This window comes from Gelidibacter sp., assembly GCF_035515035.1.
Taxonomy (GTDB): Bacteria; Bacteroidota; Bacteroidia; order Flavobacteriales; family Flavobacteriaceae; genus Gelidibacter.
Map to the genome: position 1 here is coordinate 73,596 of NZ_DATJCA010000068.1, position 24,652 is coordinate 98,247.

The following is a 24,652-nucleotide window of genomic DNA, read 5'->3' on the forward strand; positions in this document are numbered from 1 at the left end:
AAATAAAATATGAAATATCTCTACCTTAAATTACTTTTTTTAATCCCACTATTCACGTTCGCGCAACAACAGAACGTCACTTATAGTATAGCTCCTTCGCCTTTTGAAGAAAACCAGAGCATCACATTGACCTTTAACGGCAACAGCATCAACGAAGCCGCATGGGGAGTGACTACCAACTCCCTTTATTTATGGTCGTGGTCTTATGACCTCAACCTCAGTAATGAGCAAAACAGTCCAACAAATGGCGCTTGGGAAGCATCAATTGAGGCCAATAAGTTGACTTATAATGGCGGAAATGACACCTACAGCATCACTTTTACGCCCAACACCTTCTATAACCGAACAGGAATAGGGCGTATTGGATTTTTATTAAAAGCAAAAGATGGTTCTGGAGACAAGAAATCCCAGGACATTTTAGTTGATGTAGGAACTTTCCGAGTGGTGTTAAACCAACCAGCAGATGGTTCTACCACTATTATTAATTCTGGAGAAAGTCTCAGCATCTCCGCAGAAAACACCGGCGGAAATGCGTCGTATGTATTAAAGGAAGCTGGAAACCCAACACCTATCAATACACAAACAAATATCTCCAATTATTCTTTTACACAAGCCAATATTACACGAAATACCACTTTTCAATTGGAGGTTACCTTGGGTGGAAACACCATTGTTAAAAGTTTTTCAGTGTTGGTAGATCCTGGATCAAGCGTAGCAATTATGCCAACCACCTATCAAGATGGAATCACCTATTTAAGTCCTACAGAGGCGGTATTGGTTCTTTATGCTTCAGGTAAGGATTTTGTGTACGTTGCCGGAAGTTTTAATGACTGGCAGCCAGATGCCACTTATGCCATGAAGAAAGATCCAACACGCAACAATAAGTTTTGGATCAGATTGACAGGATTGACGCCAGGAAAAGTAGAGACCTACCAATATTGGGTGGTGGATCATACGCCCGTTGCTAATTCTCCAAAAATAGTAAAAACAGCCGATCCTTATTCAACCTTGGTGTTATCACCGTTTGATGACCCCAATATTCCTGCATCCACTTACCCTAACCTTCCCGCTTATCCTGCCGGACAAGAGCGTGAAGTGACCGTGTTACAAACCGGTCAAACGCCCTACAACTGGCAAGTCACCAATTTCACCAAACCTCAAAAAGATGATTTGGTGGTGTATGAAGTCTTGGTCAGGGATTTTGGCTCCAACCGAAATTTTCAGGATTTGATTGATAGGATGGATTATTTTAAAAATCTGAATATCAATGCCATTGAACTTTTACCCGTGATGGAATTTGAAGGCAATGAGAGCTGGGGCTACAATACGGCTTTCCATATGGCTTTGGACAAGTTTTATGGCACTGAAAATAAGTTTAAGGAGTTTATTGATGTCTGTCATCAAAATGGGATCGCCGTTATCTTAGATGTGGCACTCAACCACGCTTTTGGGAGAAATCCGATGGTCCGCATGTGGATGAATGATCCTGATGGCGATGGTTGGGGAAGTCCAAGCAATGAGAACCCGTATTTTAACACGACACCAAGACACGCTTACAACGTAGGTTCAGATTTTGATCATTCTAATCCAAGAACAAAAGAGTACGTAAAAAGAGTTGTAAAACATTGGATTGAAGAATTTAAGATTGACGGGTTCCGATGGGATTTGACCAAAGGCTTTACTCAAAACTGTACTGAAAATAACGAAGGCTGCACCAATGCCTATCAAGCTGATCGGGTGGCAATTTTAAAAGACTATGCCGATTATTCCTGGTCCCTGGATCCAACCCATTACGTTATTTTTGAACATTTAGGTTCAGAAAACGAAGAAAAGGAATGGGCCAATTACAAGTACAATGAAGGTAAAGGCGTGATGATGTGGGGGAATATGAATTATGCTTATAATGAATTGACCATGGGATATACCGCAGATATTAGTGGAATTGGACACAAATCGAGACCCTCGTTTCAAGGACCACGTGTTATAGGGTATGCCGAAAGTCATGATGAAGAGCGTTTGATGTACAAGAATTTGATGTACGGGAACAGCACCAACAGTTCTCATAATGTTAAAGATTTAAACACTGCACTGTCAAGAATGTCGGCGTTGGGTGCCGTGACCTTAACCGTCCCAGGTCCGAAAATGATTTGGCATTTTGGCGAATTGGGCATGGAAAACTCTATTTTTACTTGTAATAACGGTTCCGTTAATGTTCCTGGAGGTCCGGACGGCGATTGTAAACTGGACACTAAACCACAGCCCCAATGGACACAAAATTGGACTGGTGACACTAATAGAAATAAAATCTATAATGATTGGGCGCGTCTGATTGCATTAAAAACCAATGAACCCGTATTTAAAGGCGATTATACGATGACTTCCAATAACCTGACGCCATCCATAGAACTATTTGACAACAATTTATCTGATGGTGCACTTAACAAGGTTATTGTTTTGGCAAATTTTGATGTGACTGCAAAGACGATGAATACTGCCATCCCGACGGGCCAAACCTGGTATGATTTGATGGATGCCACCGGTAGCACTACTTATAATAGTGAAACCGTAAACATTGCTGCAGGTCAGTTTAGAATTTTTGGAAATAAAGCATCAACATTGAGTATGGAGAATTTTGAAAATGTTTCAGATTTTGCCATTTTTCCAAATCCTGTCAACAACACTTTTAAAGTGAATAAAGAAGTAAGGCTGCTGGATATTTATGATTTGACCGGCAAACGCATCAAATCATTTAAAGGCGACTTTACACCAACGGATAGTTTCGATGTTTCCGATTTGAACCAAAGTATTTATCTAATCAAAATAGAGAACAAGAATGGACACGTGTTAACTACAAAGTTAATTAAGATGTAATCCAAGGAATCGCCGCTATTTAAAAAGAGCTTCTCGTAAACGGGAAGCTCTTTTTGTTTTATAGTTTCTTAAATATTTTCCAAAACCTCCTTAAGAACCACGGCTTGATTATATGTTTCATCCTTTGCACCATAAAGCAAAGTCACTGTTTGATCTTTCGCCTTTTGACCCAGATGTTTTAGGGCATCTACTTTATCTTTTAATTCTTTCTTGTATTTAAAAGAGAAATCGTCAAACTTATCAGGATCGTGATCAAACCATTTTCGCAATTCTGTAGACGGTGCCAAATCCTTGTTCCAGTCGTCCAAATCAGCATCTTCTTTAGACACTCCTCTAGGCCAAATCCGATCAATCAAGATCCGATACCCATCACTTTTTGAAGGCGCGTCATACACCCTTTTTATTTGGATTGGTTTCATAGCAAATTAAAATTCTTCCATTACGATCTGTTCCTTCTTCACATTCAAATTGGATAATTGCTTTTCAACCGCTTCCATCATAGGCGGCGGGCCACAGAGGTAAAAATGTTTATCATAAGCAAGTCCGCAGTTATTCAAGAATTTCTCAGTAATCTTTCCATGTTCAAAACCTTCAGCAGCATCCCTGGATAGAATATTGATAAAATTCTGACCTAACATCTCTTTAAATTCTTTTTCGAGAATGATATCTTCTTTTGTCTTATTTGCAAAAATGAGCTTATTGTTGCCCAGTTTATTCTGTTCTTTGAGATTCCTTAAAATTGAAATAAAAGGTGTTACCCCCGCGCCGCCGGCAATAAATGTACCTTCACCTTTGTAGGCAATGGCACCAAAAACTTCATTAACAATCAAATGATCACCAGCTTTTAGAGATAGCAATTTGTTCGTAACCCCGTTACGGGACGGATACGTTTTGATCATAAATTCGAGGTTCTCATCCTTTGGAAGCGATGTAAACGTAAAAGGGCGACCTTCATTTTCCCATCCCGACTCTTCCACAAATATTTCTGTTGCTTGCCCCGGTTCAAAGACCATTCCTTCAGGTTTTTCCACCACAATATGAAGTACATCATGGGTGGCATGGTCAATCGATTTTATAGTTACTTCTTGATTTTCCATTTTTCAGAAATTATTTTTTTTCTATTATTATTTTTTAGTTGAGGCGCGGTTTGTTTAACTACTACCTATTAGAGTCAAAACGTGGTTAAAGGATACAAAATCTCAGATATTTCTTATTGGTATTTGTTATTGGTAATTGGAATTATTGTTTCTGGTTTTTGTTGTTTCCGATTTCTAATGCTTATAACAACCTAAAAACTGCCCGCCTTCTCAAAAGCTAAAGGCGGGGCAGTCCAACTATATGGTTATTAAAATTTATTTAGTGTTATTTGTTATGAGGACATATTGCTTGTCTTCAATTTCAATTTCTCTGCCTTGAGCATAACTCTGAACTCCTAACTCGAGTAAACCAACAATCGTTAATCGTTAATAATCAATTTGCCTTCGGCCACCCATCAGCCGCTACCTCAACAACTGGCCGTACCACCCGCTTGGACGGATTCATTCGGACAAGAAAAGGTACGTTCGGGTGGGTCATCAAACGTTCATCAACGATCATCAATCCCTACCCCCTATTTCTCATCCAAAAACTGTCTCAGTACATACTGCAGAATTCCACCATTGCGGTAATATTCAATATCTATCAACGAATCCAATCGGGCAATGGCCTTAAATTTAATACGTTCACCTTTATCATTCTCCGCCACAACATCTACAGATTTGTGCGGGGTCAATCCTTCAGAAATCCCTGAAATAGTAAAAGTTTCAGTTCCATTCAGTCCTAGTTTCTCAGCGGTTTGCCCAGCTTCATATTGTAGTGGCAACACCCCAAGACCAACTAAATTACTTCTATGGATACGTTCGTAACTTTCAGCTATAACAGCTTTTATCCCCAGTAAAAACGTACCTTTCGCGGCCCAGTCTCTAGACGAACCACTTCCATATTCCTTGCCGGTAAGGACCACTAACGGCGTGTTATCTTTTTGATATTTAAGCGAGGCATCATAAACACTCATTTCTTCTCCTGATGGTAAGTGCGTGGTATAACCACCCTCTTTTTGAGCAAGTTTATTCTTGATCCGAACGTTGGCAAAAGTTCCTCTCACCATCACTTCATCATTTCCTCTGCGGCTTCCATAAGAGTTAAATTCTTGTTTTTTGACACCGTTTGCAATCAAGTATTTTCCTGCCGCAGAATGCTCATCAAAAGCACCTGCCGGAGAAATATGATCGGTTGTAATACTGTCACCCAACACCAAAAGTGCCCGTGCATTTTCAATATTCTGAAGTGGGGGCGCCTTTTCAGAGATATCCTTAAAGAATGGGATTTCTTTAATATAAGTGGATTCTGGATCCCAATCATACAATTTACCTGTTGGAATCTCTAAATTTCTCCAAATCTCATTTCCATCGAAAATCTCTGAATAGTTTTTATCAAAATCTTTCGGCGTAAGTACTTCCTTCAGCACCGCATTGATTTCATCATCGGTTGGCCAAATATCTTTTAGATACACTGGCAATTGGTTTTTGTCATAACTGATAGGATCTGTGGTTAAGTTAATATCCACTCGACCCGCAATGGCGAAAGCAACGACCAACATAGGCGACATCAAGTAATTCATTTTCACCTGTGAATGGACACGTGCCTCAAAGTTTCGATTGCCTGAAAGCACGGAGCATACAACCAATTCATGATCATCGACTGCTTTAGCAATGGCAGGAGGCAACGGACCTGAATTCCCGATACAAGAAGTACAACCATAGCCCACCAAATGAAATTGAAGCGCTTCCAAATCCTTTAATAAATCGGCTTTTATCAAATAATCTGTAACCACTTTTGATCCTGGAGCTAAAGACGTTTTTACCCATGGTTTGACATCAATACCGTGCTGCCTTGCCTTTTTAGCCACCAAGCCAGCACCAATCATCACAAATGGATTGGAGGTATTGGTACAGGAGGTTATGGCCGCAATAACTACTGAACCGTCTGATAATGAATATTTTTGTTCGCCTTTATCAATCCAAACCGTTTTAAGTCCGTTTTGCACATTCGTTTCAATTTTTGTGCCTGCAGACATCGCTCTTGGCGGCGAGGTAGGTTGGTTACCTCCTTCGTTCTTCCAACGGATGACGGACTCACGTTCTTCATGTTCTATATATTCACGCTCATATCCTGAACTTAGCAAATCAATAAATGTAGGCTTAAAATCCTTTAAAAGAATCTTGTCCTGCGGACGTTTCGGACCTGCAACGGTAGGTTCAATAGTGGAGACATCCAGCTCCACAACTTCGGTGTAGTGGATTCGGTCTTCATTTTCACGCCATAACATATTGGCTTTACAATAGGTTTCCACCATAGCAATCTGTTCCTCAGAACGATTACTTTCCCGCATGTACTTTAATGTTTTATCATCTATTGGGAAATAGGTAATGGTGCATCCAAATTCTGGTGACATATTTCCAATGGTCGCTCTATCTGGCACCGACAAATGGTCAAGTCCCGATCCGAAAACCTCAACAAATTTACCTACCACCCCTTGTTTTCTGAGGATATTGGCAATGGTCAGCACCAAATCTGTAGCCGTTGATCCCAACGGCAATTTACCGGTCAATTTCAATCCGATGACCTCTGGCATAATAAAATACAGGGGTTGCCCTAAAATTGCAGCTTCTGCCTCAATACCACCAACGCCCCAAGCTACAACGCCAATGCCGTTAACCATTGGAGTATGGCTATCCGTACCCACTACGGTATCCGGAAAAAGTTCGCCATTACGTTCAATGACGCCTTTAGATAAATATTCTAAGTTAATTTGATGGCAAATACCCATTCCTGGAGGGACCACACTAAAATTATCAAAAGATTGTTGCGCCCATTTTAAAAATTGATAACGCTCAATATTCCGTTTGTATTCTTCTTCTATATTGCGCTGATAAGAATAATCCGTACCAAAATAATCTACTTGAACGGAGTGGTCTATGACCAAATCCACAGGTACCAAAGGATTAATGGTCTCAGGGTTTCCTCCTTTACGAGCCACCTCTGCCCTAAGGGCCGCAATATCAACCACGGCAGGAACACCCGTAAAATCCTGCATTAAAACACGTGCAGGTTTAAAAGGAATATCTTTATCCACCCCCTTTGGTTTCCAGTTAAGAAGTGTTTCAATGTTTTCTTTAGTTACTGAGAAGTCGTCAAAATTACGCAACGCATTCTCCAATAAAATACGAATTGAAAAAGGCAATTTATCAATCTCATAACCTTGATTTGAGAGCTCCTCAAGACTATAAAATGTGAAGCTTTTACCGTTTACAGCCAGTTGTCTTTTAGTTTTAAATAAATCATTACCCATAGTATCTGCGTTTTAAAATGTTAGTATTTATCACCTAATCAAGTAGTGGCATTGGGCGCAAAGTTCTTTGTAGAATGGTTGGGGAGTAGCATTCATAAAAACAAAAATGAAAGAAAATCAAAAGAAGATTAATTTTCCTGCAAACCTACTTGTCAAAAACACTAATTTAAGGTGATCAGTGTTTTATTTTAAGCTCTTTAAATTTACGAATTTGTTCTAACATAAGTAATCTTATCGAAATAAAAATAAGGTACTTAGATGGTTAAAGCTTATTAATTCTTAAAAATTGGCATTCCACGGTCAATTTCCATTAAGATAGCATCGTAATATTTGTTGAAATTTCTTTATTTATTTCGGTAAGTGGGATAAATTAATTCTGATCTTATCTTCAGTAATTGCTTCAGGTTTACGGGTTGCGCTGCGAAGTACCAGATATCCCAGCAGACCACTCAGGCCAGATGCCAAAAGAATTCCAATTTTAGCTTCTTCCTGTAAAATTTGATCAACAAAAGAAAGGTTGACGATAAATAGCGACATGGTAAAACCGATACCGCAAAGGAGAGAGATCCCAAAAAGCAATCGCCATATTTCTGGAGTTTTCCTCGTTTTTCTATAGAAAAAACTCAGGAATATCCAACTGGCAAACATGATCCCAATTGGCTTACCTATCAATAGCCCCAACATGGTTCCCCAGGTAATTGGCAGATGGAATGCCTCTCTTAAAATCTCCATATCAAAAATAATTCCGGCATTCACGAAAGCGAAAGTGGGCATGATAAAAAAGTAAACGAGTCCATGTAGTTTTCGTTCCAATCGTTTCAATGGCGACTCCATTTCCCGATGTAAATTTTCGAGAAAACTGTGGACTTGAGGACTTGTCATGGTGTAGGCGTCATCCTTTGCTTCCTTAAAAAGCCTATACCCTTTTAAAGACGCCTTTTTGATCTGATCCATATCCCATTCGCGTCGTAAAGGCACGGTTAACGCTAATATGACCCCTGCTATAGTGGCATGAACGCCAGAAGCCAATATGGCCCACCACATGACAAAACCTATAACGAGATAGGGCGTCAATCTGTTCACGCCCTTTCTGTTAAGAATCAGGAGTATTATAGTACATCCCGCTGCTATCCCCAAGGCGTGCCATTGGATTTCATCGGTATAAAAAAAGGCGATGACCAACACGGCAATGAGATCATCAACCACCGCAATTGTAGTAATAAAAACCTTAGCCCAAGAAGGCATTCTCGACCCGAGCATCGCAATGACGCCAATAACAAAGGCAATATCTGTAGCCATTGGTATGGCCCATCCTTTTACATAATCAGTCCCAAGATTGAAAGCAAGATATATAATGGCAGGGAACATGGCGCCACTAAAGGCGGCGGCAACAGGAAATATCGCCGACCTGAAAGACGTCAAACTACCAAATTTCAGTTCGCTTTTAATTTCAAGGCCAACCATCAAAAAGAATAGTGCCATTAAACCATCATTGACCCAATCATGTAACGACTTAGAGATGTAGACATCTTTAAAACCCATTCCAAAATTGAGTTGCATTACCGTATGATAAAAATTATTTAGGGAGGTATTGGCCACAATCAACGCTGAGGCAGTGGCGATGATCAATAATATCCCTGGTGCAGAATCTTTTTTTAGAAATGCATTTATACTCTTTGTTACCTTACCCATATTGGAGAGGATTGTTTTTAAAGTACAATTTCGCATTTTAAATTCTCTCAATCAATAAAAAGTGAAATTATATTTTTAAAACTATTGGTGTTGAAATTAAGCGTCAAAACGAAGCCGATTGTAACGGATGGGGATTCATCTCTTAGTGCTTTTATGGAAAGATGGTTCCGAGATTCCCGATCAATAATCGAAATCCATGTTTTTAGCTATCTGGACAACCATCACAAAATAATGCACTCGCTCTTGGCTTTCACTAAGAAAGCCCGAAAATATGACATTCTTCGGGCCTTCAATCTAACCAAATCAACTTAACATTTTAATTTTTTGGCATATCCAATTGCGTAAAATCAACATTTGGCGCTGCCCCATTTGATGTTCTTATAAACTCTGTATTGATTGGAGTGGTATCATTAAAAAAGCCACAATTTTCCATAAAAAATTGGTTACCGTTCACCCCACCGGCATAGTCCATACGAGATTCCTTTCGTGCTGTGGCGTCTGCAGTAAATTTAGCTTTGGTCAGTTCCATCCATTCTTTATCCGTGGTGTAAACCCACTGATTGTTATAGTGTGCTTTTCGCGAGATATTTCCAGTTTCAGGTACAAAATTCTCTAAAAATGAATACAACCGTTTTAAGTATCGACTGCCTTGTGGTCTTCTAAAGCTCGCAATCAAATTCCATTTATTATTTTCTGGAGTATAAAAATACGCGGTATAATCTGTTGAATTATTTTCGGCAGGAACACCTTTCAATAAAAATTTATAAGAGGTATTCGCTTTCCAATTGTACACTTTATAACTCTGTCCTCCAGACCCCTCATTTCCAAATTCACCAGTAGTTACGCCATCGCCTTTGGCCAGCAAAATAATTTTATGATCGTCAGGAATCTCCTTTGGATCTTGAGTATCAAAAGGACTCCACACCGAAAACAAGACGCGACGCTCCGTTTCTGAATTGACCTGAATGCCAAAATAACCATCTTGAAAACCATTCGCCATAAAATAGGAACCTATGACATCTTCACCTTCGGGAACATTGATTTCGTTATAAAACCATTCAATTTCCTTTTCCTCAGGCAATTCATAGGTTAAATGGACTGAAGGGCCACGCCTTCCAAAATAAAAGTCGTCTTTAATAAAATAGATGTTACCTTCCGTAGCCGTACCCCCAATTAAAACTTCACTAATAGTTGCCACAACAGGTCCTGATTTCTCAATACCTACCATCTCAATGACATTATAACCCGCTTTGACATCAAAAATGCCAATGTCAATTGTTTGGCTTTCGGAAGCGTTTGTTTTTATGATTTTGGTTTGATCGGCTAGTGTGACTTTTATTCTTGAAGTACCCTCTGGGACATTCAAATTCAAACCAAGATGCAGCTTTCCTGAAGTATCTGTTTTAAAATAAGTGCGAACAACGGTTTTTAAATCGGTCCAATTTTTAATTTCAGAATCACTTATCATATTGGAAGTCATAGAGGTCTTATTGACCACCCAACTATTAGGACCTGCAGGGATTTGGATAGATAAATTGAGTTCTAGTCCTCCTTGATCATTGGATCTATTGGTGTTGCAACCTATCAGTGTAAAAGAAACGAATAAGACTAGAAATGAAAGGTGCCTTTTTTTTAACATAGTTTATAATTATTTATACACATAATAAAATTCATTTAAAACAGTGGTTACTGTTGATTGCTGTTCCGTCAAAGGATAAAATGAAAGAAGCTTGATTTTAAGTCAAGCTTCTCCCGATATGTTCATTTTTTATCAGAATCGTTGACACCAACGCTAATTATTGCGTCGGATTCTGAGTCAATGTTCCTGGGTAAGAATTTATAGCATCCTGTGGAATATAATAGACCACACGATAGTCAGTAGCCGAGATATCATCAAATTGGTTGTGAGGTCCTGGATAGTGACGTGTCAATTCCTTTCCATTCCGGAATACGTCATAACTACGTTCTGCTTGATAAGCAAGTTCCAATTGACGTTCTTTGTCAATCCGAGTGCCAGCATTGTCGGCATCCAAAGCAGTGTATCCGCCATTAACAATAGAACGCTCTCTAATAGTGTTTAGATCAGTCAGAGCATCGCTATAATTCCCCAATTTGGCATAGGCTTCAGCACGGTTCAGGTAAACCTCTCCCAAACGGCTGATTACGGGAGAGTGCAAATGAGACTCCTCCCCTTCCAACGACGCTTTTGTAATGTAGAACTGTGGATAAACACGGTTAAGCGTTATATAATCGTCTATAACACCAGAATAAGTTTTTCCGTCTTTGTATTCGATTGAATAAGTCTCCTGATTGGCATCAATGACAGTAAGCGTATAGGTGTCATCCCCTTCCTTAGCGGTAATTGTACCACCATTACGAGTGATATTTGCCTGTACATAGTTTAAATTATTAGGACCATCTTCTTTGACAAAACGGAACACTTCAGTATAATTTCCAGTGTTAGCATCTTTTGAATAGGTAGGCATAATAAATGCTGCACGTGCATCTACAAGATTATAGCTGTCTTCACGCCAGTCATTGCGACCGGTTTCATTTAGCAAATCGATATATTTAGCACTGGCATACATTTCTCCCCATCCCATTCCGCCTAAGTTGGCATACATTCCTCCAACACCATAGTAATGGTCAAAACCTGAAAACTCAGAAGCCACACGTTTGATTGCAAATATAGTTTCGGCATTGTTTTCTGGAATAAAAGTATTGTACTTCATAAATTGAGCTCTTGGCAACAAAGAGTACTTTCCAGAATTGATCACTTTATTTGAGTAATCTACAGCAAGTTGTGCATATTCAGTATTAGGTGCAGAGTAGGTTCCACTCATATAAAGATAGATACGAGACAACATGGCTTGCGCTGCTTCTTTTGATGCGTAGATAGAAGTTTTATCTAAAGTCAATAATGCTTCGGCCTTCTTTAAATCGCTGATGGCTTGCTCGTAGCTTTCTTTTACTGTTGCACGATCATCAAAGTTCATATTAAGAATATCGTCAGGGGTTCCATTCACAATTGGAACACCCAAATTCGTTTCTGGATTTTGGTAATAAGGACGACCGAATGCACGGGTCAAGTAAAAGTACATCATCCCACGCACGTAATATGATTCCCCAATCTTATTATCAATCTCCGCACTTTGGCCTTCATCAATCATATCAATGATATTTGAAGCCTGTGCAATAGCTTTATACCCCGAGTCCCACATTTGGGTCAAGCGATAGTTGTTTGGAGTACGTGCATACGATAGAAATTCATAAAAGGCATCAGTAGATGATCCACGGATCATCATATTATCTCCTGCATATTCTCCCATTCTATGCATAGGATCTGACCAAGCTTTTAACTGGGCATACATTCCGTTGAGCAAGGCTTCGAGAGAGGCATCTGGATCCCCGACAATAGTCTGTGAGTCCATGCTTCCGTGAGGCAGGCGGTCGATATCACACGCTGCGAATGTTGCCACGACCAATAGGGCTATAAATATTTTTTTCATGGTGTATAGTTTTAAAATTGTAAGTTAAGTCCAAGCATAAATTTACGCGTGGTCGGATATACTGCAGGACCTGTTGATCCCATTACAGCTCCATCAATTGCTGGAATTTCTGGATCTACTCCTGAGTATTTGGTGATGGTGAATAAATTCTCTCCGGATAAGGAGATGCGTAAGTTATCCACCTTAAACTGGCTTAAGTCAATATTATAACCTAAAGTCAAGGAACGTAACTTTAAAAAATCGTTGTTTTCTAAATAACGCGTGGATGTTGCATTTCCCTTATCCTGGTTATTATACCTCGCTACAGGGTGCGTTGCAATGTCACCTGGCTTTTCCCAACGGCTCCATTCTGGTCTCAAACGCATTTGGTTACGGTCTGTATAAGTTCCGTCCGAGTCGTATTCCTGTCTTGAATAGTTATATATTTTACCGCCTAGAGCATAACCGAATACAGCGTTAAAATCAAATCTCTTATAATTCAATGCTGTAGAAAAACCTCCAAAAATATCAGGAGATACTTTACCTGTTTTCTCAAATGTTGCTTGTGAGTAATTAGAAGTGGTTTCACGAGACAATTCATTTCCGTCGGCATCTCTTTCTACCTTGTACCACAATGGCAATCCGTCTTCAGGATTTACGCCAGCCCATTCTTTTAAGTAATAGGTATCCACTGGGCGACCTGGCTCCAACATGCGTTGTGCCGAACCGGCAATTCCCAGACCATCGCCAACTATAATAGGTCGAACCACGTAGTCACCATTGGCATTTTTTGTTTTGTAGAGTTTAGTCAACTTATTAGAGTTATGGCCTAAGTTCAAATCCAAACTCCAGGTTAAGTCCTGATTGCGGATGATATCGCCACCAATGGAAACCTCAATCCCTTTATTTTCCATTTCCCCAATATTCTGCCAAATGCTCGTCACACCTGTCAACCCACTAATTGGAACTCGGTAAAGGATATTGTCAGTATTTTTCTCATATAAGTCCACCGTTAATCTTGCTCGGTTGTTCCATATACTTGCATCAATCCCTATACCACTGGTATAAGTCTTTTCCCAAGTCAAATCTTTATTTCCAATTTGACTGATCAATGCTCCAGGATTCTGGTTGTAGCTCGCGCCACCTGACACAGCATATAAATCATATTGTGGATACAATGCACTTGGCCGGTTTCCTACCGAACCGTAGGATGCGCGAATTTTTAAATTATCCACCCAGTCTGCTTTAAACCACTCTTCATGGTTGATGTTCCATCCACCACTTACCGAGAAGAAATTTCCATACTTGGCATTATCACCAAAGTTGGAAGCCCCATCTCTACGGAAAGAAACCTGACCCATATATTTATTGTCATAGGCATAATTAGCATTGAAGAAAACGGATTGGACAGCCCATTCGTTAATCCCCCCTTTTGTACGCTCTGGGACCGCAACAACGTCTAATACTTCAAAACCTGGGATAAATCCGGTACCTGCCGCATCTAAAGATTCCGAACGGTAATCATTAAATTCATAAGCGAGCAAAGCATTTACATCGTGTTTCCCCCAACTTTTATTAAGTTTTAAAAGTTGACTGGTAAACATTCGGGTGTAATCTGATCGATACTCTGAAATACGACCACCTACACTTTCACCGCCACTAGAACGAGGATCTGTATAACCATTTGACTTATAGGTATTGTAACGTACGTTGTTGATAGATGAGAAGGTCAACCAATCCGTCAACCTAACGTCGAAATCCATATTCCCCATAAACTCATAGTTTTTGTTAGCACCATGATTCCACTGAAGATCGTAGAGGTAATTGGTGCTGGCACTATTTACCCAACTGCTGGAACGATGTCCAACTAAACTTCCATCTTCATTATAAGGGCTATCCCATGGCAAATTAGAATACATGGCCGTTGTAGAATACTGACGATCATCCACATCACGCATAGATCCTGAGATTGCCGGCTTTATTGTCAACCAATCCAACGGTTTATATTCCGTTTTAAAACGGAAATTGTAACGTTTGTAGTCATAACCTTTAACAGCTCCTTCTTCATCGTATAAACCAAGAGACATATAAGAACGTAGGGTTTCAGTACCTCCCTGAATAGAAACGTTATAGGTACGTGTCAAACCAGTCTTAGTGGCTAAATCCCACCAATCAAAATTGCTGTTACGCAGATCAGCATTCCAACGTGGAAATGAAATTTGACTGGCATTAGAAAACGAGGAGTAATAATCATATAATTCCGCCCCATTCATCATGTTTGTGTTCCCGTTATTTAGGGTGCTAATACCCACTTTGGTAGAAAAATTAACCGAAGTTTTTCCAATTTTAGCTCTTTTTGTCGTCACCACGATAACACCATTAGCGCCCTGAGATCCATAAATGGAGGTGGAAGCAGCATCTTTAAGAATCGTCATGGTCTCGATATCATCTGGGTTCAGTTCCCCTGCGCTAGATCCTACAATGACACCGTCAATCACCCAAAGTGGGCTCGTTGTACCACTTAAGGTAGCTTGACCACGAATAACAACCGCACCTCTTGATCCAGGCTGTCCTGACCCCGAAGCGACATAAACACCAGGCGCTTTTCCATTAAGCATGTTTTCTACGGATGGCGTTGTAACGTCCCTAAGGTCATCTCCCGTAACCGTATTCAATGCGCCGGTTAAACTCTCTCTTTTTTGTGTACTATATCCAACAACAACCACCTCATCCAAACTGGCGATATCTTCCTGCATGCTAATGCTTATGGATGTCCTGCCATTTACTTTAACCTCTTGCGTCACAAATCCCATAAAAGACACAACCAAAGTCGCATCGCTAGTGACATTTATAGAAAAATTTCCATCAAAATCAGACACCGTCCCATTGGTAGTACCTTTTTCTAAAACAGTTGCTCCTGGAACAGAAACCCCAGTACTGGCTTCAGTTATCGTACCTCTTACCTCAATTTTAGATTGCTGCGCGTAAGCAGATCCAACAAATAAGGATAAGAATAAGACTAATAATAGTTTCTTCATAAGTTTTATTTTAAGTTTATTTTAAGTTTTAATAGGTATCCTTGATCCAATTGTAAGGCTTACGTTTTACCCACATCCCTCTTGTAAAATCCGGGATTTCCTGAGGTGCACCGTTATTTTCAATAGAAGCCTCTGAAAGCGGGGTAATTGCACTCCATGCCGCTGCATCATAAGCATCCATTGGAGGTGCTATCTTTTCTTTGGCAGATTCTATAAACGAATTCATTACAAAAAAGTCCATTCCCCCATGACCAGCGCCAGTAGCGAGCTCGCCATATTTTTTCCATAAAGGATGGTCATATTTTTTAAGCCATTCATCGGCATCATCCCATCGGTGTGGTTTTGATTGGCCTTCGATATAAATTCTTTTTCCATCATCTTCCCATAAGCCATTGGCGCCTTGGACTCTAAACCCTAAGGAATAAGGTCTTGGCAAATTAACGTCGTGTGTGATGATGATGGTTTCACCATTGGTGGTTTCTACTGTTGTGGTAATCACATCACCTTGTTTGAATTTCAATTTAGCGTTGGGATGGTCCTTGCCACCGTTGACAACAATATAATTATGTAATCCGATTCCTTTGGAGGCATTTGATGTTAGGGACATCAAACGATTTCCCCTGTTGATATCACACATAACTGCAATAGGCCCTAAACCATGCGTTGGATAGACATCGGCATTTCTTAATAATGAATGTTGGGTGCGCCATTTGGATTCAGAAATACCTTTATCACCAAATTCAACACCTTTGCCGTAAGCTGTTTTACCGTCGTTGAACTTTACACCACGTAAATCGTGCTGATACCCACATCTAAAATGGACCAATTCACCAAAGACATCCTTTTTCACCATATTCAATACCGCAAGAACATCTCTACGGTAATTCACATTTTCCAGGATCATTAAATGGGATCCTGTTGCTTCGTGAGTGTTTACTAAGTCCCAGCATTCCTCCAAAGTATTTGCAGCAGAAACTTCTAAGCCGGTGTATTTTCCAGCCCTCATAGAATCAACAGCCATTCGGGTATGCCACAACCAGGGTGTAGAAATTACAACTGCATCAACTTCCTTTAAGTTCAATAAATTCAGATAATCTTGATCATTTTTACTGAAAACCTGTGGTTTTGCAAATCCTGCATCCTTGATCATTTTCAATGCCACTTCAATCCGGGCAGGATCCACATCACAGATGGCAGTTATTTCTGTATCTTTTCTGAGCAATGCATTGTTTAAATGATTCACCCCTCTTAGTCCAACGCCTATAAATGCCATTTTTAATTTTTGGTCGGCGGAACCCAACATCGCACCAAAGGACATATTGGGAAGCATCATTAAACCCGCACCAGCCAATACTGTTTTTTTGACAAAATCTCTTCTTGAACTCATATTATAAAATCGTTAATGTTTCGTTAAATAATCTAGTCTCAAATTTGAAATTAAAGTTCTTTAATGTGGTAGATATTTTAGTCGATTGGGGAGAATATGAGTCGGATGATGAAATTATCCCCCTATTTGACGAAATAATCGCTTATGCTCAATTAATCCATTCGCTACAAGGCCCCCTTACATTTATATTATTAATATATTTACCATAATTAATCAGTTTACTCTAGTAGTTCTCCTACTATTTATACACTTCAAAGAAACAGCCCTACAAATTCAAGAATTATCTCATGCACAGTTTGAAGCCTTATCTTTTAACCTTCTGTATATGTATAGCGCTGGTTACAGCTGCACTTGGGCAGCACCATGTTAATTTCACACATTTAGCGCCTTCTTCAGATAATAGAGCGATTACGGTTACAAAAACCATACAGGATGCTTCTGGAAATATTTGGATGGTTGATAAAGGAGACATATACATCTATGATGGTTATAACTACAGACGTATCAACAACCAAACTATTTTTCCTAATTCCCAAGATTATGTACCCATAAAAGATATTCTGATTGATGATTTCAAAAACATCTGGGTGATATCGGCCATAGGTTCATTAACCCAATACAATCCGGAGAAAGGAATTTTTGAGGATTTAACGCCACTAATAAACAATGAGAAAATAGGCGCAATCACTTCAAAGAATAAAGCAATTTGGTTAGCTACAACCAAAGGCAGTATATACACCTATGCCAACGCTAAAACGGATAGCATTACTACTTTTCCTGGTTTGGGAAGCAATTCAAAAATCGTTGTGGATATTGCCATAGGACAACATAAGGACATTTTTTTAAGCACAGGGGATGGCAACGTTATGATCTATTCCATCCCGTCCAAAAAACAAGAATTTCTGAAAGCACCTTTTAATAATTACCCTGAAAGCCTAAGGTTATTGGCGGATAGTTACAATAGACTATGGATTGGCACGGAAACAAGGGGTCTTTTTTTATATGACATCACTAATAAAGAATTTATTCAAGATTCATTTTTTAAAGGAAATACACACAATATTAAAAATGAGTTAATCCTAAATCTTTTTGCGGATACTCGTGGTTTTTTATGGGCAGGAACAGACGGTGGTGGTATATATAAGATAAATTTAACAACGGGAGATGTTCTTTTATTCACCAAACAAGTGAATAGCGAGACTTCTTTAAGTAGTAATACCATTTTACATATTAATGAGGACAATCACCAAAACATCTGGATCACACCCAATTACGGCAATTTGAATATCCTACCCAACGCAGATAATAATATCAATTATCACGAAGGATCGGAAAATCGTGTGCCCAGTAGAATATTGAGCATATACAAGGGTTCAGATGATGTTTTATGGGCAGGCACCGATGGTTCCGGCTTAACCAGAATTACTTTCAATGCCGATGACAGTACTACTGAAAAACAGTTTTTTCATGATTTTACTACCAATAAAGGATTTTACGTTCAGAGCATAGCTGAGGACAACAAAGGTAATATCTGGATTGGCACCTACAAAAATGGCCTTTGGTTCTATGATTCCAAGAAAAGTGAATTTCGTAAAATCCCCGTGTTGAACAGCAAGAATCAAAAAGCAACTGATGTTAGGACCATCTACAAGGATAGCAAAGGACGCGTTTGGGTGGGATCCAACACTAGCCTGAACATCTATTCTGACAATTTGGAACTTCTGGCATCCTTTGAAAACAATGTGAACGGCTTAAAAGGAACCATTGTTGAAAGTATTATTGAAACGCAAAACGGCAGTTTATGGCTCGGTATTTATGAAGGTAGCTTATTTCAATTTAACGAGAATCACACTCAGTTAAATGCGTCTACTTTTTTGGACTTTTCCATCTTGAACGACCAATTGGACAGGATTAAGAGTGTCAAATCCATTTCAGAAGGCACCTATAACAGCTTATGGCTAATAAATGATTCCGGCAAATTATTAAAGTACGATATCAAAAAGAATATATATACTTCATTTGAGGATTTAAAGACCATTTCAAATAGAACGCTAGCCGCGGTAATCAATTCTGGAAATGACAATTTATGGATAAGCTCCAACAACGGTATTGTGAATTTCGATACTAGAGGTTCCATCATAAAAACCTATTTTATCACTGACGGACTACAAGATAATATGTTTTTGTCAAGAAGTGCCTTTAAGGATTATAATGGGGTCTTATATTTTGGCGGATCGAAAGGTTTCAATTATTTCTATCCCAAAGATTTACACAAAAAAGAGTCACGCCCAACCTTCAAATTAACACCATAGAAGTTCTGAACCAACCCGCAGAAGTTTTATTGCCAGAACAAATAGACAGTGGCATTGTCAATGTCAAGGTCTTACATCTAAAACATAACCAATCTTCATTTTCATTTCGTTTTGCTGCTTTGGACAATATCTTATATCCAAAATATTTTTATGCCTATCGATTAAAAGGCTTTGACGACGATTGGATCTACAGTCATTTGGACCGTTCTGCCACTTACACCAATATCCCGGCGGGCAATTACACTTTTGAAGTTAAGACAGGCACAAGAGACGACGTTTGGGATATCCCTGCCAAAAGTATCAACATCTCCATTGAACAACCCTTTTGGAACAAACCCGTTGCCTGGATTTTATACATCGGCGTTCTCGGATTAGTGGTTTACGGTGTCAGACGTTGGTATGCCTTAAAAAAGAAGTTGTTAACCGAAAAAATCCGTCATCAAAATCAGAATGAACTTCATGAATTAAAAATGAACTTTTTCGCAAAGATGTCCCATGAAATCCAAACGCCTTTAACCCTAATTTTAGGACCGCTTGATGACATGATTCGGAAAGCAGAAAAAAATGGAAATCTCCTTTTAAAACAGCGATTGGAAATCATCGGTTATAATAGCAGACGACTTTCTAAAATTGCCTACGAATTGACCTTGGTCAGAAATAAGGAATTGGATAGACTTCGATTGAATGTCACAAAAAATAACCTCTATAAAAAGATTGACAACATTGCCCAATCGTTCCATGAATTAGCAAGAAAAAAGCATATCGACTTTGCGGTTAACTGTCCAAAAAATCTAACAGCAGCATGGTATGACAAAGAAAAAGTAGAACATATCATCTATAATCTACTCTCCAACGCGTTTAAGTTTACGCCAAAAGAAGGGAATATTATTTTGACCGTAACGCCGATCAATTCAAAAAAGATGATCCGGTTATCTGTAACCGATTCCGGTCCCGGCGTGGCTAAGGAAGAATTGAATACAATTTTTGAACTCTTTTACCAATCCAAAATTGGAAGAAAAAAGAAAGGTATCGGGATTGGGTTGGCCCTAACTAAAGAATTGATCGATTTGCACAAAGGAAAAATTGAAGTTGAATCTTCCGCAATAACCGGCACAACATTTACCATTACGTTTCCGATCCATAAGGAAGCCTATACAGATATGGAAAGAGTGACGTCCGATGATGAAGATGAGCCTCAAGAAATTGCCATAGAAAATGAGGTCATCCCTGAAATGCAAAACGAAAACAACGCTTTAAAAAAGACCATTCTTATTGTTGAAGACACTTTAGACTTACAACTTTTTTTGAAAGAACTTCTCCAAAACCAGTATAATATCATTTTAGCCGAAAACGGCATTGAAGGTTTTCATTATGCCAAGAGCAATATTCCAGACCTTATTTTAAGTGATATTATGATGCCAGAGCTTGATGGTATTGAAATGTGCAAACAATTAAAAGAAGAGCAGCTCACTAAACATATTCCTATTATTTTACTGACTGCAAGAAATTCCACCCACTCAAAAATAACCGGACTGAAATCTGGCGCCATAGAATATATCAACAAGCCTTTCAACACCAAGGAACTGTTACTTAAAATTGAAAATATTCTTATTGCCAAAGATGATATTATCACAAAATACCGGAAAGAAGTCATTTCAAGGCCTGAAGTTCCTTTGGAAAAATCTCAGGATGAAATCTTTCTGGAAAATTTAGTGGCCAATATTAATTTGAGATTGGAGGATGCGAATTTCAAAATGGAAGAATTGGCCGCACCTTTAAACATGAGTTATTCCACAATCTATAGAAAATGTCACGCGCTAACAGGCCATAGTTTGGTAGATTTCGTAAGGATTTTACGCTTAAAAAAAGCGGCTGTTTTAATTACTAAAAACGGATTCACCGTTTCTGAAACAGCATTTATGACCGGATTTAATGATCCCAAGTATTTTTCAAAATGCTTTAAAAAACAGTTCAAAAAAAGCCCTATAAGTTTCAAGAACGAAGCCCATAAAATTGGCGTCGATGAGTATTTAAACAAACATGAAGTAGGTTCTTTTTTGTAGAATTATTCAAATTTACCCAATTGTCAATCTATAGACATTAGTTTCCCTTTTGATAAAACCCAACTTTTGATATAAAGTATTGGCCGCAATCCTATCTGGACTAGAAGTCAAATTGATTGTTTTAATATTTTGTTTTTTAACATAATCAATAGCAAACGCCATCAATTGTTCTCCAACACCCATACCTCTGGCTGAGTTGTCCACCACAACATCTTCAATCCAAATTTTATCGCCCGTAGGAATTTTAGTGAACACCAAGGTCAATGTACCGAGGACTTCATTGTTCTCTTCTGCTATAAATAGTCGTGTTGAAGTCGAATTAACAATCGCCTCGAGATCCTTTTTTGATGGCAAAGGATTGTCAGGGGCGAGTTGAGGAATCAACTTGTTAAACGCATTTAAAACCTGATCTGTAACGGTGGTGAGCTTATAAATCTTCATAGTTACAAAATTAAGAATTTTTTTGCCTACTTCTTTCATTAAAAACTGAATTCAAATTGTTATGGTAAATATCTGACTTTACGATATTTACCCCACACATCTACACTTTATAAAATCTCCAACAGATTATCTTCAAGATTTTAATTAATTTAGACACAAATAGAAGACAATGCCAGAATTACCAGAAGTAGAGGGCTATAAAGTTTATATTGACAGCACATCCCTCCATAAAAAAATCACCGCATTTGAATGTCGTGATAACCGATTGCTTAAAACGGCACCCGCAAATTTTGAAAAGCATTTGGTCAATAAAGAACTGACAGAAACAAAGCGGATTGGAAAATATCTTTTCGTAAAAACCTCAGGCGAGAAAATCCTTGTCATCCATTTTGGAATGACCGGCCGTCCCAATTATTATAAAGAAAAAGAAGACCGTCCAAAATACGGCCATATCGTACTCACTTTTGAAAACGGCTTTCATTTTGCCTTTGAGAACAAACGCAAATTTGGTTGGTGGGATCTGATAGATTCCATTGAAGATTACAAACTAGCTCGTAACCTCAGCGATGATGCCCGCGACTTAAGCTTAAAAGATTTCAAAGACTCGTTACGTAAACGTAAAACCTTTATCAAGGCCGTACTTATGGACCAAAGTGTCGCGGCCGGTATTGGCAATTGGATGGCTGATGACATCCTTTACCAATCAAAAACCCATCCGGAGACTAAAGTGCAAGACCTCTCGGATAAAAATATTGAGTCTATTTTTAAGGCCATGAAGAATGTTATAGAAGTGGCAATTGAAAACGACGCCCACCACCCTGATTTCCCAGAAGAATTTTTGATCCATAATAGAAAAGAAGGCGCAACCTGTTTTCACACAGGCGCTGAAATCCAAAAAATAAAAGTGGGTGGACGCTCTACCTATTTCTCGCCAGGGTGGCAAAAAATAACGGACTAGATTTTATTGAATTCATAATTAAACGCACGAGGTTTTATTGGGGCGTGCCCCTAAAGGGTTGGGCTATCCGTTACAAGTCCTCGCTTCTCCTATCGGAGTCGCTGCGGGCTTTTCACTGCTATCCCTCACGCAAGATGGCTAGAGCATTTCAAACTAAGCTGCCAATCCACAAAATAATGACACAGATCTTTATTAAGAAATCACAAAAAAACCATCAACATTTCAACAATAAGTGCCTATAAATACAATCGTTAAACGCTCGTGTCCTTTTCTTTATTTGGAAACATCAAACTAAAAGCATAGCCAAAGATAAAACATGAAGTAACCCCCAAAAACGAATACATTAAAAAATTGATTTCTGTAAAAACGCTGACATACCATATTACAAGCGCACTGACTACCAATCCCATTAATGTGCCTTTGGCATTCGCTCTTTTGGTAAGCATTCCCAAAAGAAACATGCCTCCCAATCCTCCCGTAAAAAGCCCTAAGAAACGATAGAACTGATCCCATAGTGATTTGATCTCAGAGCTTGCCATCCACAGCGCTAAAAGCACTCCAAGAACACCGGTAACCATCGTGGCTAATCTTGCTATGCGTAACAGCTTTTGATCCTTTACTTTTGGTCTGAAGTGCAAATGGAAATCGTTGCAATACGCCGTAGAAACAGAATTCAGACTACTACTGATACTCGACATGGCCGCAGAAAAAATTCCCGCCACCAACAAGCCTGATACGCCCTTTGGCAATTCTCTTACAATGTACCATGGAAAAATGGAATCGTTATTGGAAATGGCCGGCGACAGTTTACTGGGCATTTCTGAATAGAACATAAACAACAGCGTTCCAATTCCAAAAAAGATAATGGTTGCCGGCAAGGTCAAAACTGCATTAGTGTATAAGGTTTTTTGGGAATCCTTGACGCTGGAACTGGTCAAATACCGTTGAACGATCGTCTGATCCGTCCCTTGAGTAACCATCGCCGAGGCCAGACCCCCAATAAAAACAACCCAAAATGTAGACTCTGTAAAATTAAGCTCCATATTGGCAATATTGAATTTATCCCTTTCTGAGGCATAGGTAATCATCTCGCCAAATGAAGTTTCCGTATGCATCATAATCCACGCCACCGCTAATATGCTACCTCCAAGAAGCACAATTACTTGCATAACATCAGTCCAAATCACTGCTTCAATACCTCCAAAAGTAGTGTAGAATATGCACAGCAAGCCCATGATTAAAATACTGGTCTCCACAGGAATACCGGTAACAATGGAAATGGCCAATGAAGGCAACAACAATACGATGCCGATGCGACCTAATTGAAATAAGATAAAAGACAAACTCCCAAAAGCACGTGCGGCGTAATTAAAGCGGTCCTCCAGATATTCATATGCCGTTTTTATTTTTAGTTTATTGAAAAATGGAATGAACACAAAAGCGATTAAAGGCGTGATGAGAATGGCCGTAATATTCAGAAAAAAGAACGACCAATCGGTCACGAAAGCCTTGGCTGGAATGGCCATAAAGGTAATGGCACTCAATAGCGTTCCAAAAACACTTAAACCAGACGCCCACCACGGAATACGTCCTCCACCTACAAAATAATCTTCGGTCGATTTTTGTTTGCGGGCAAAGTAAAGTCCAATCAACTCTGAGATCAGCAAATACAGGGCAAGGACACTATAATTAAGTATTCCAAAAGGATGTGCAGCATCCGCAATCTTAAAGCTTTGCACTCCCGAAGTACGGATCCCTGGAGACACCTCACCAGAAATAATAAAAAAATCGTTATTGTTTTTAAAAGACAGTGCAGTTACCGGCATTTTGGAAGGTAGGCTCGCATAAACAAACCACTTTTTGGTAATGGTATTGTAAGCTAGGATCTCATTCGAAAACCCAGGATGTGTGTTTAAAATCTCATCCCTTCTAGAGGTCAATTGATTTCTTATCGAGTCTGATTTTACCGTAGCCAAGTCCAATCCAATGGTTTCCAATTCGTCAAAAAGTAC

General features: G+C 39.2%; 14 protein-coding genes. 4 read left to right on the top strand and 10 right to left on the bottom strand.

Going from position 1 to position 24,652, the window contains the following annotated elements; translation table 11 throughout:
• Window positions 1-9: 9 nt before the first annotated feature.
• Window positions 10-2,871 (top strand): alpha-amylase family glycosyl hydrolase, encoded by a 2,862-nt coding sequence (locus VLZ86_RS05565; protein ID WP_325449572.1) that lies wholly within the window; start codon window positions 10-12, stop codon window positions 2,869-2,871.
• A gap of 68 nt (window positions 2,872-2,939) precedes the next feature.
• On the opposite strand, the gene VLZ86_RS05570 is transcribed toward VLZ86_RS05565, so the two are convergent.
• The 8 genes from VLZ86_RS05570 to VLZ86_RS05605 form a co-directional block, all read right to left on the bottom strand.
• The gene (locus VLZ86_RS05570) at window positions 2,940-3,290 is read right to left on the bottom strand and encodes a DUF488 domain-containing protein (protein WP_325449575.1); all 351 of its coding nucleotides are present in this window, start codon (window positions 3,288-3,290) and stop codon (window positions 2,940-2,942) included.
• A gap of 6 nt (window positions 3,291-3,296) precedes the next feature.
• On the bottom strand, window positions 3,297-3,968 hold the full coding sequence (locus VLZ86_RS05575; protein WP_325449577.1) for a flavodoxin reductase: 672 nt from the start codon (window positions 3,966-3,968) through the stop codon (window positions 3,297-3,299).
• A 512-nt stretch (window positions 3,969-4,480) separates the two neighbouring features.
• Entirely contained in the window at window positions 4,481-7,261 is a 2,781-nt protein-coding gene (gene acnA, locus VLZ86_RS05580) for an aconitate hydratase AcnA (RefSeq protein WP_325449579.1), read from the bottom strand.
• Window positions 7,262-7,609: 348 nt separating this feature from the next.
• Window positions 7,610-8,953: a Na+/H+ antiporter NhaA gene (nhaA, locus tag VLZ86_RS05585; RefSeq protein WP_325449581.1), complete on the bottom strand. Its 1,344-nt coding sequence runs from the start codon at window positions 8,951-8,953 to the stop codon at window positions 7,610-7,612.
• 316 nt (window positions 8,954-9,269) lie between these two features.
• Window positions 9,270-10,592 (bottom strand): DUF3472 domain-containing protein, encoded by a 1,323-nt coding sequence (locus VLZ86_RS05590; RefSeq protein WP_325449584.1) that lies wholly within the window; start codon window positions 10,590-10,592, stop codon window positions 9,270-9,272.
• 157 nt (window positions 10,593-10,749) lie between these two features.
• The gene (locus VLZ86_RS05595; protein WP_325449585.1) at window positions 10,750-12,462 is read right to left on the bottom strand and encodes a RagB/SusD family nutrient uptake outer membrane protein; all 1,713 of its coding nucleotides are present in this window, start codon (window positions 12,460-12,462) and stop codon (window positions 10,750-10,752) included.
• Between the two features lie 11 nt (window positions 12,463-12,473).
• The gene (locus VLZ86_RS05600; RefSeq protein WP_325449587.1) at window positions 12,474-15,479 is read right to left on the bottom strand and encodes a TonB-dependent receptor; all 3,006 of its coding nucleotides are present in this window, start codon (window positions 15,477-15,479) and stop codon (window positions 12,474-12,476) included.
• A gap of 28 nt (window positions 15,480-15,507) precedes the next feature.
• Entirely contained in the window at window positions 15,508-16,866 is a 1,359-nt protein-coding gene (locus VLZ86_RS05605; RefSeq protein ID WP_325449589.1) for a Gfo/Idh/MocA family protein, read from the bottom strand.
• A 287-nt stretch (window positions 16,867-17,153) separates the two neighbouring features.
• Between VLZ86_RS05605 and VLZ86_RS05610 the strand changes: the two genes are divergently transcribed.
• Window positions 17,154-19,178 (top strand): ligand-binding sensor domain-containing protein, encoded by a 2,025-nt coding sequence (locus VLZ86_RS05610; protein ID WP_325449591.1) that lies wholly within the window; start codon window positions 17,154-17,156, stop codon window positions 19,176-19,178.
• A 29-nt stretch (window positions 19,179-19,207) separates the two neighbouring features.
• A complete protein-coding gene (locus tag VLZ86_RS05615; RefSeq protein ID WP_325449593.1) occupies window positions 19,208-21,241 on the top strand; it encodes a hybrid sensor histidine kinase/response regulator transcription factor in 2,034 nt (677 codons plus the stop codon).
• A 12-nt stretch (window positions 21,242-21,253) separates the two neighbouring features.
• On the opposite strand, the gene VLZ86_RS05620 is transcribed toward VLZ86_RS05615, so the two are convergent.
• A complete protein-coding gene (locus tag VLZ86_RS05620; protein ID WP_325449594.1) occupies window positions 21,254-21,682 on the bottom strand; it encodes a GNAT family N-acetyltransferase in 429 nt (142 codons plus the stop codon).
• Between the two features lie 169 nt (window positions 21,683-21,851).
• On the opposite strand from VLZ86_RS05620, the gene VLZ86_RS05625 reads away from it, so the two are divergent.
• A complete protein-coding gene (locus VLZ86_RS05625; RefSeq protein ID WP_325449596.1) occupies window positions 21,852-22,640 on the top strand; it encodes an Fpg/Nei family DNA glycosylase in 789 nt (262 codons plus the stop codon).
• Window positions 22,641-22,891: 251 nt separating this feature from the next.
• Here the strand turns inward: VLZ86_RS05625 and VLZ86_RS05630 are convergent.
• Window positions 22,892-24,652: sodium:solute symporter (locus tag VLZ86_RS05630; protein ID WP_325449597.1), on the bottom strand; the 1,761-nt coding region annotated here is incomplete at its 5' end.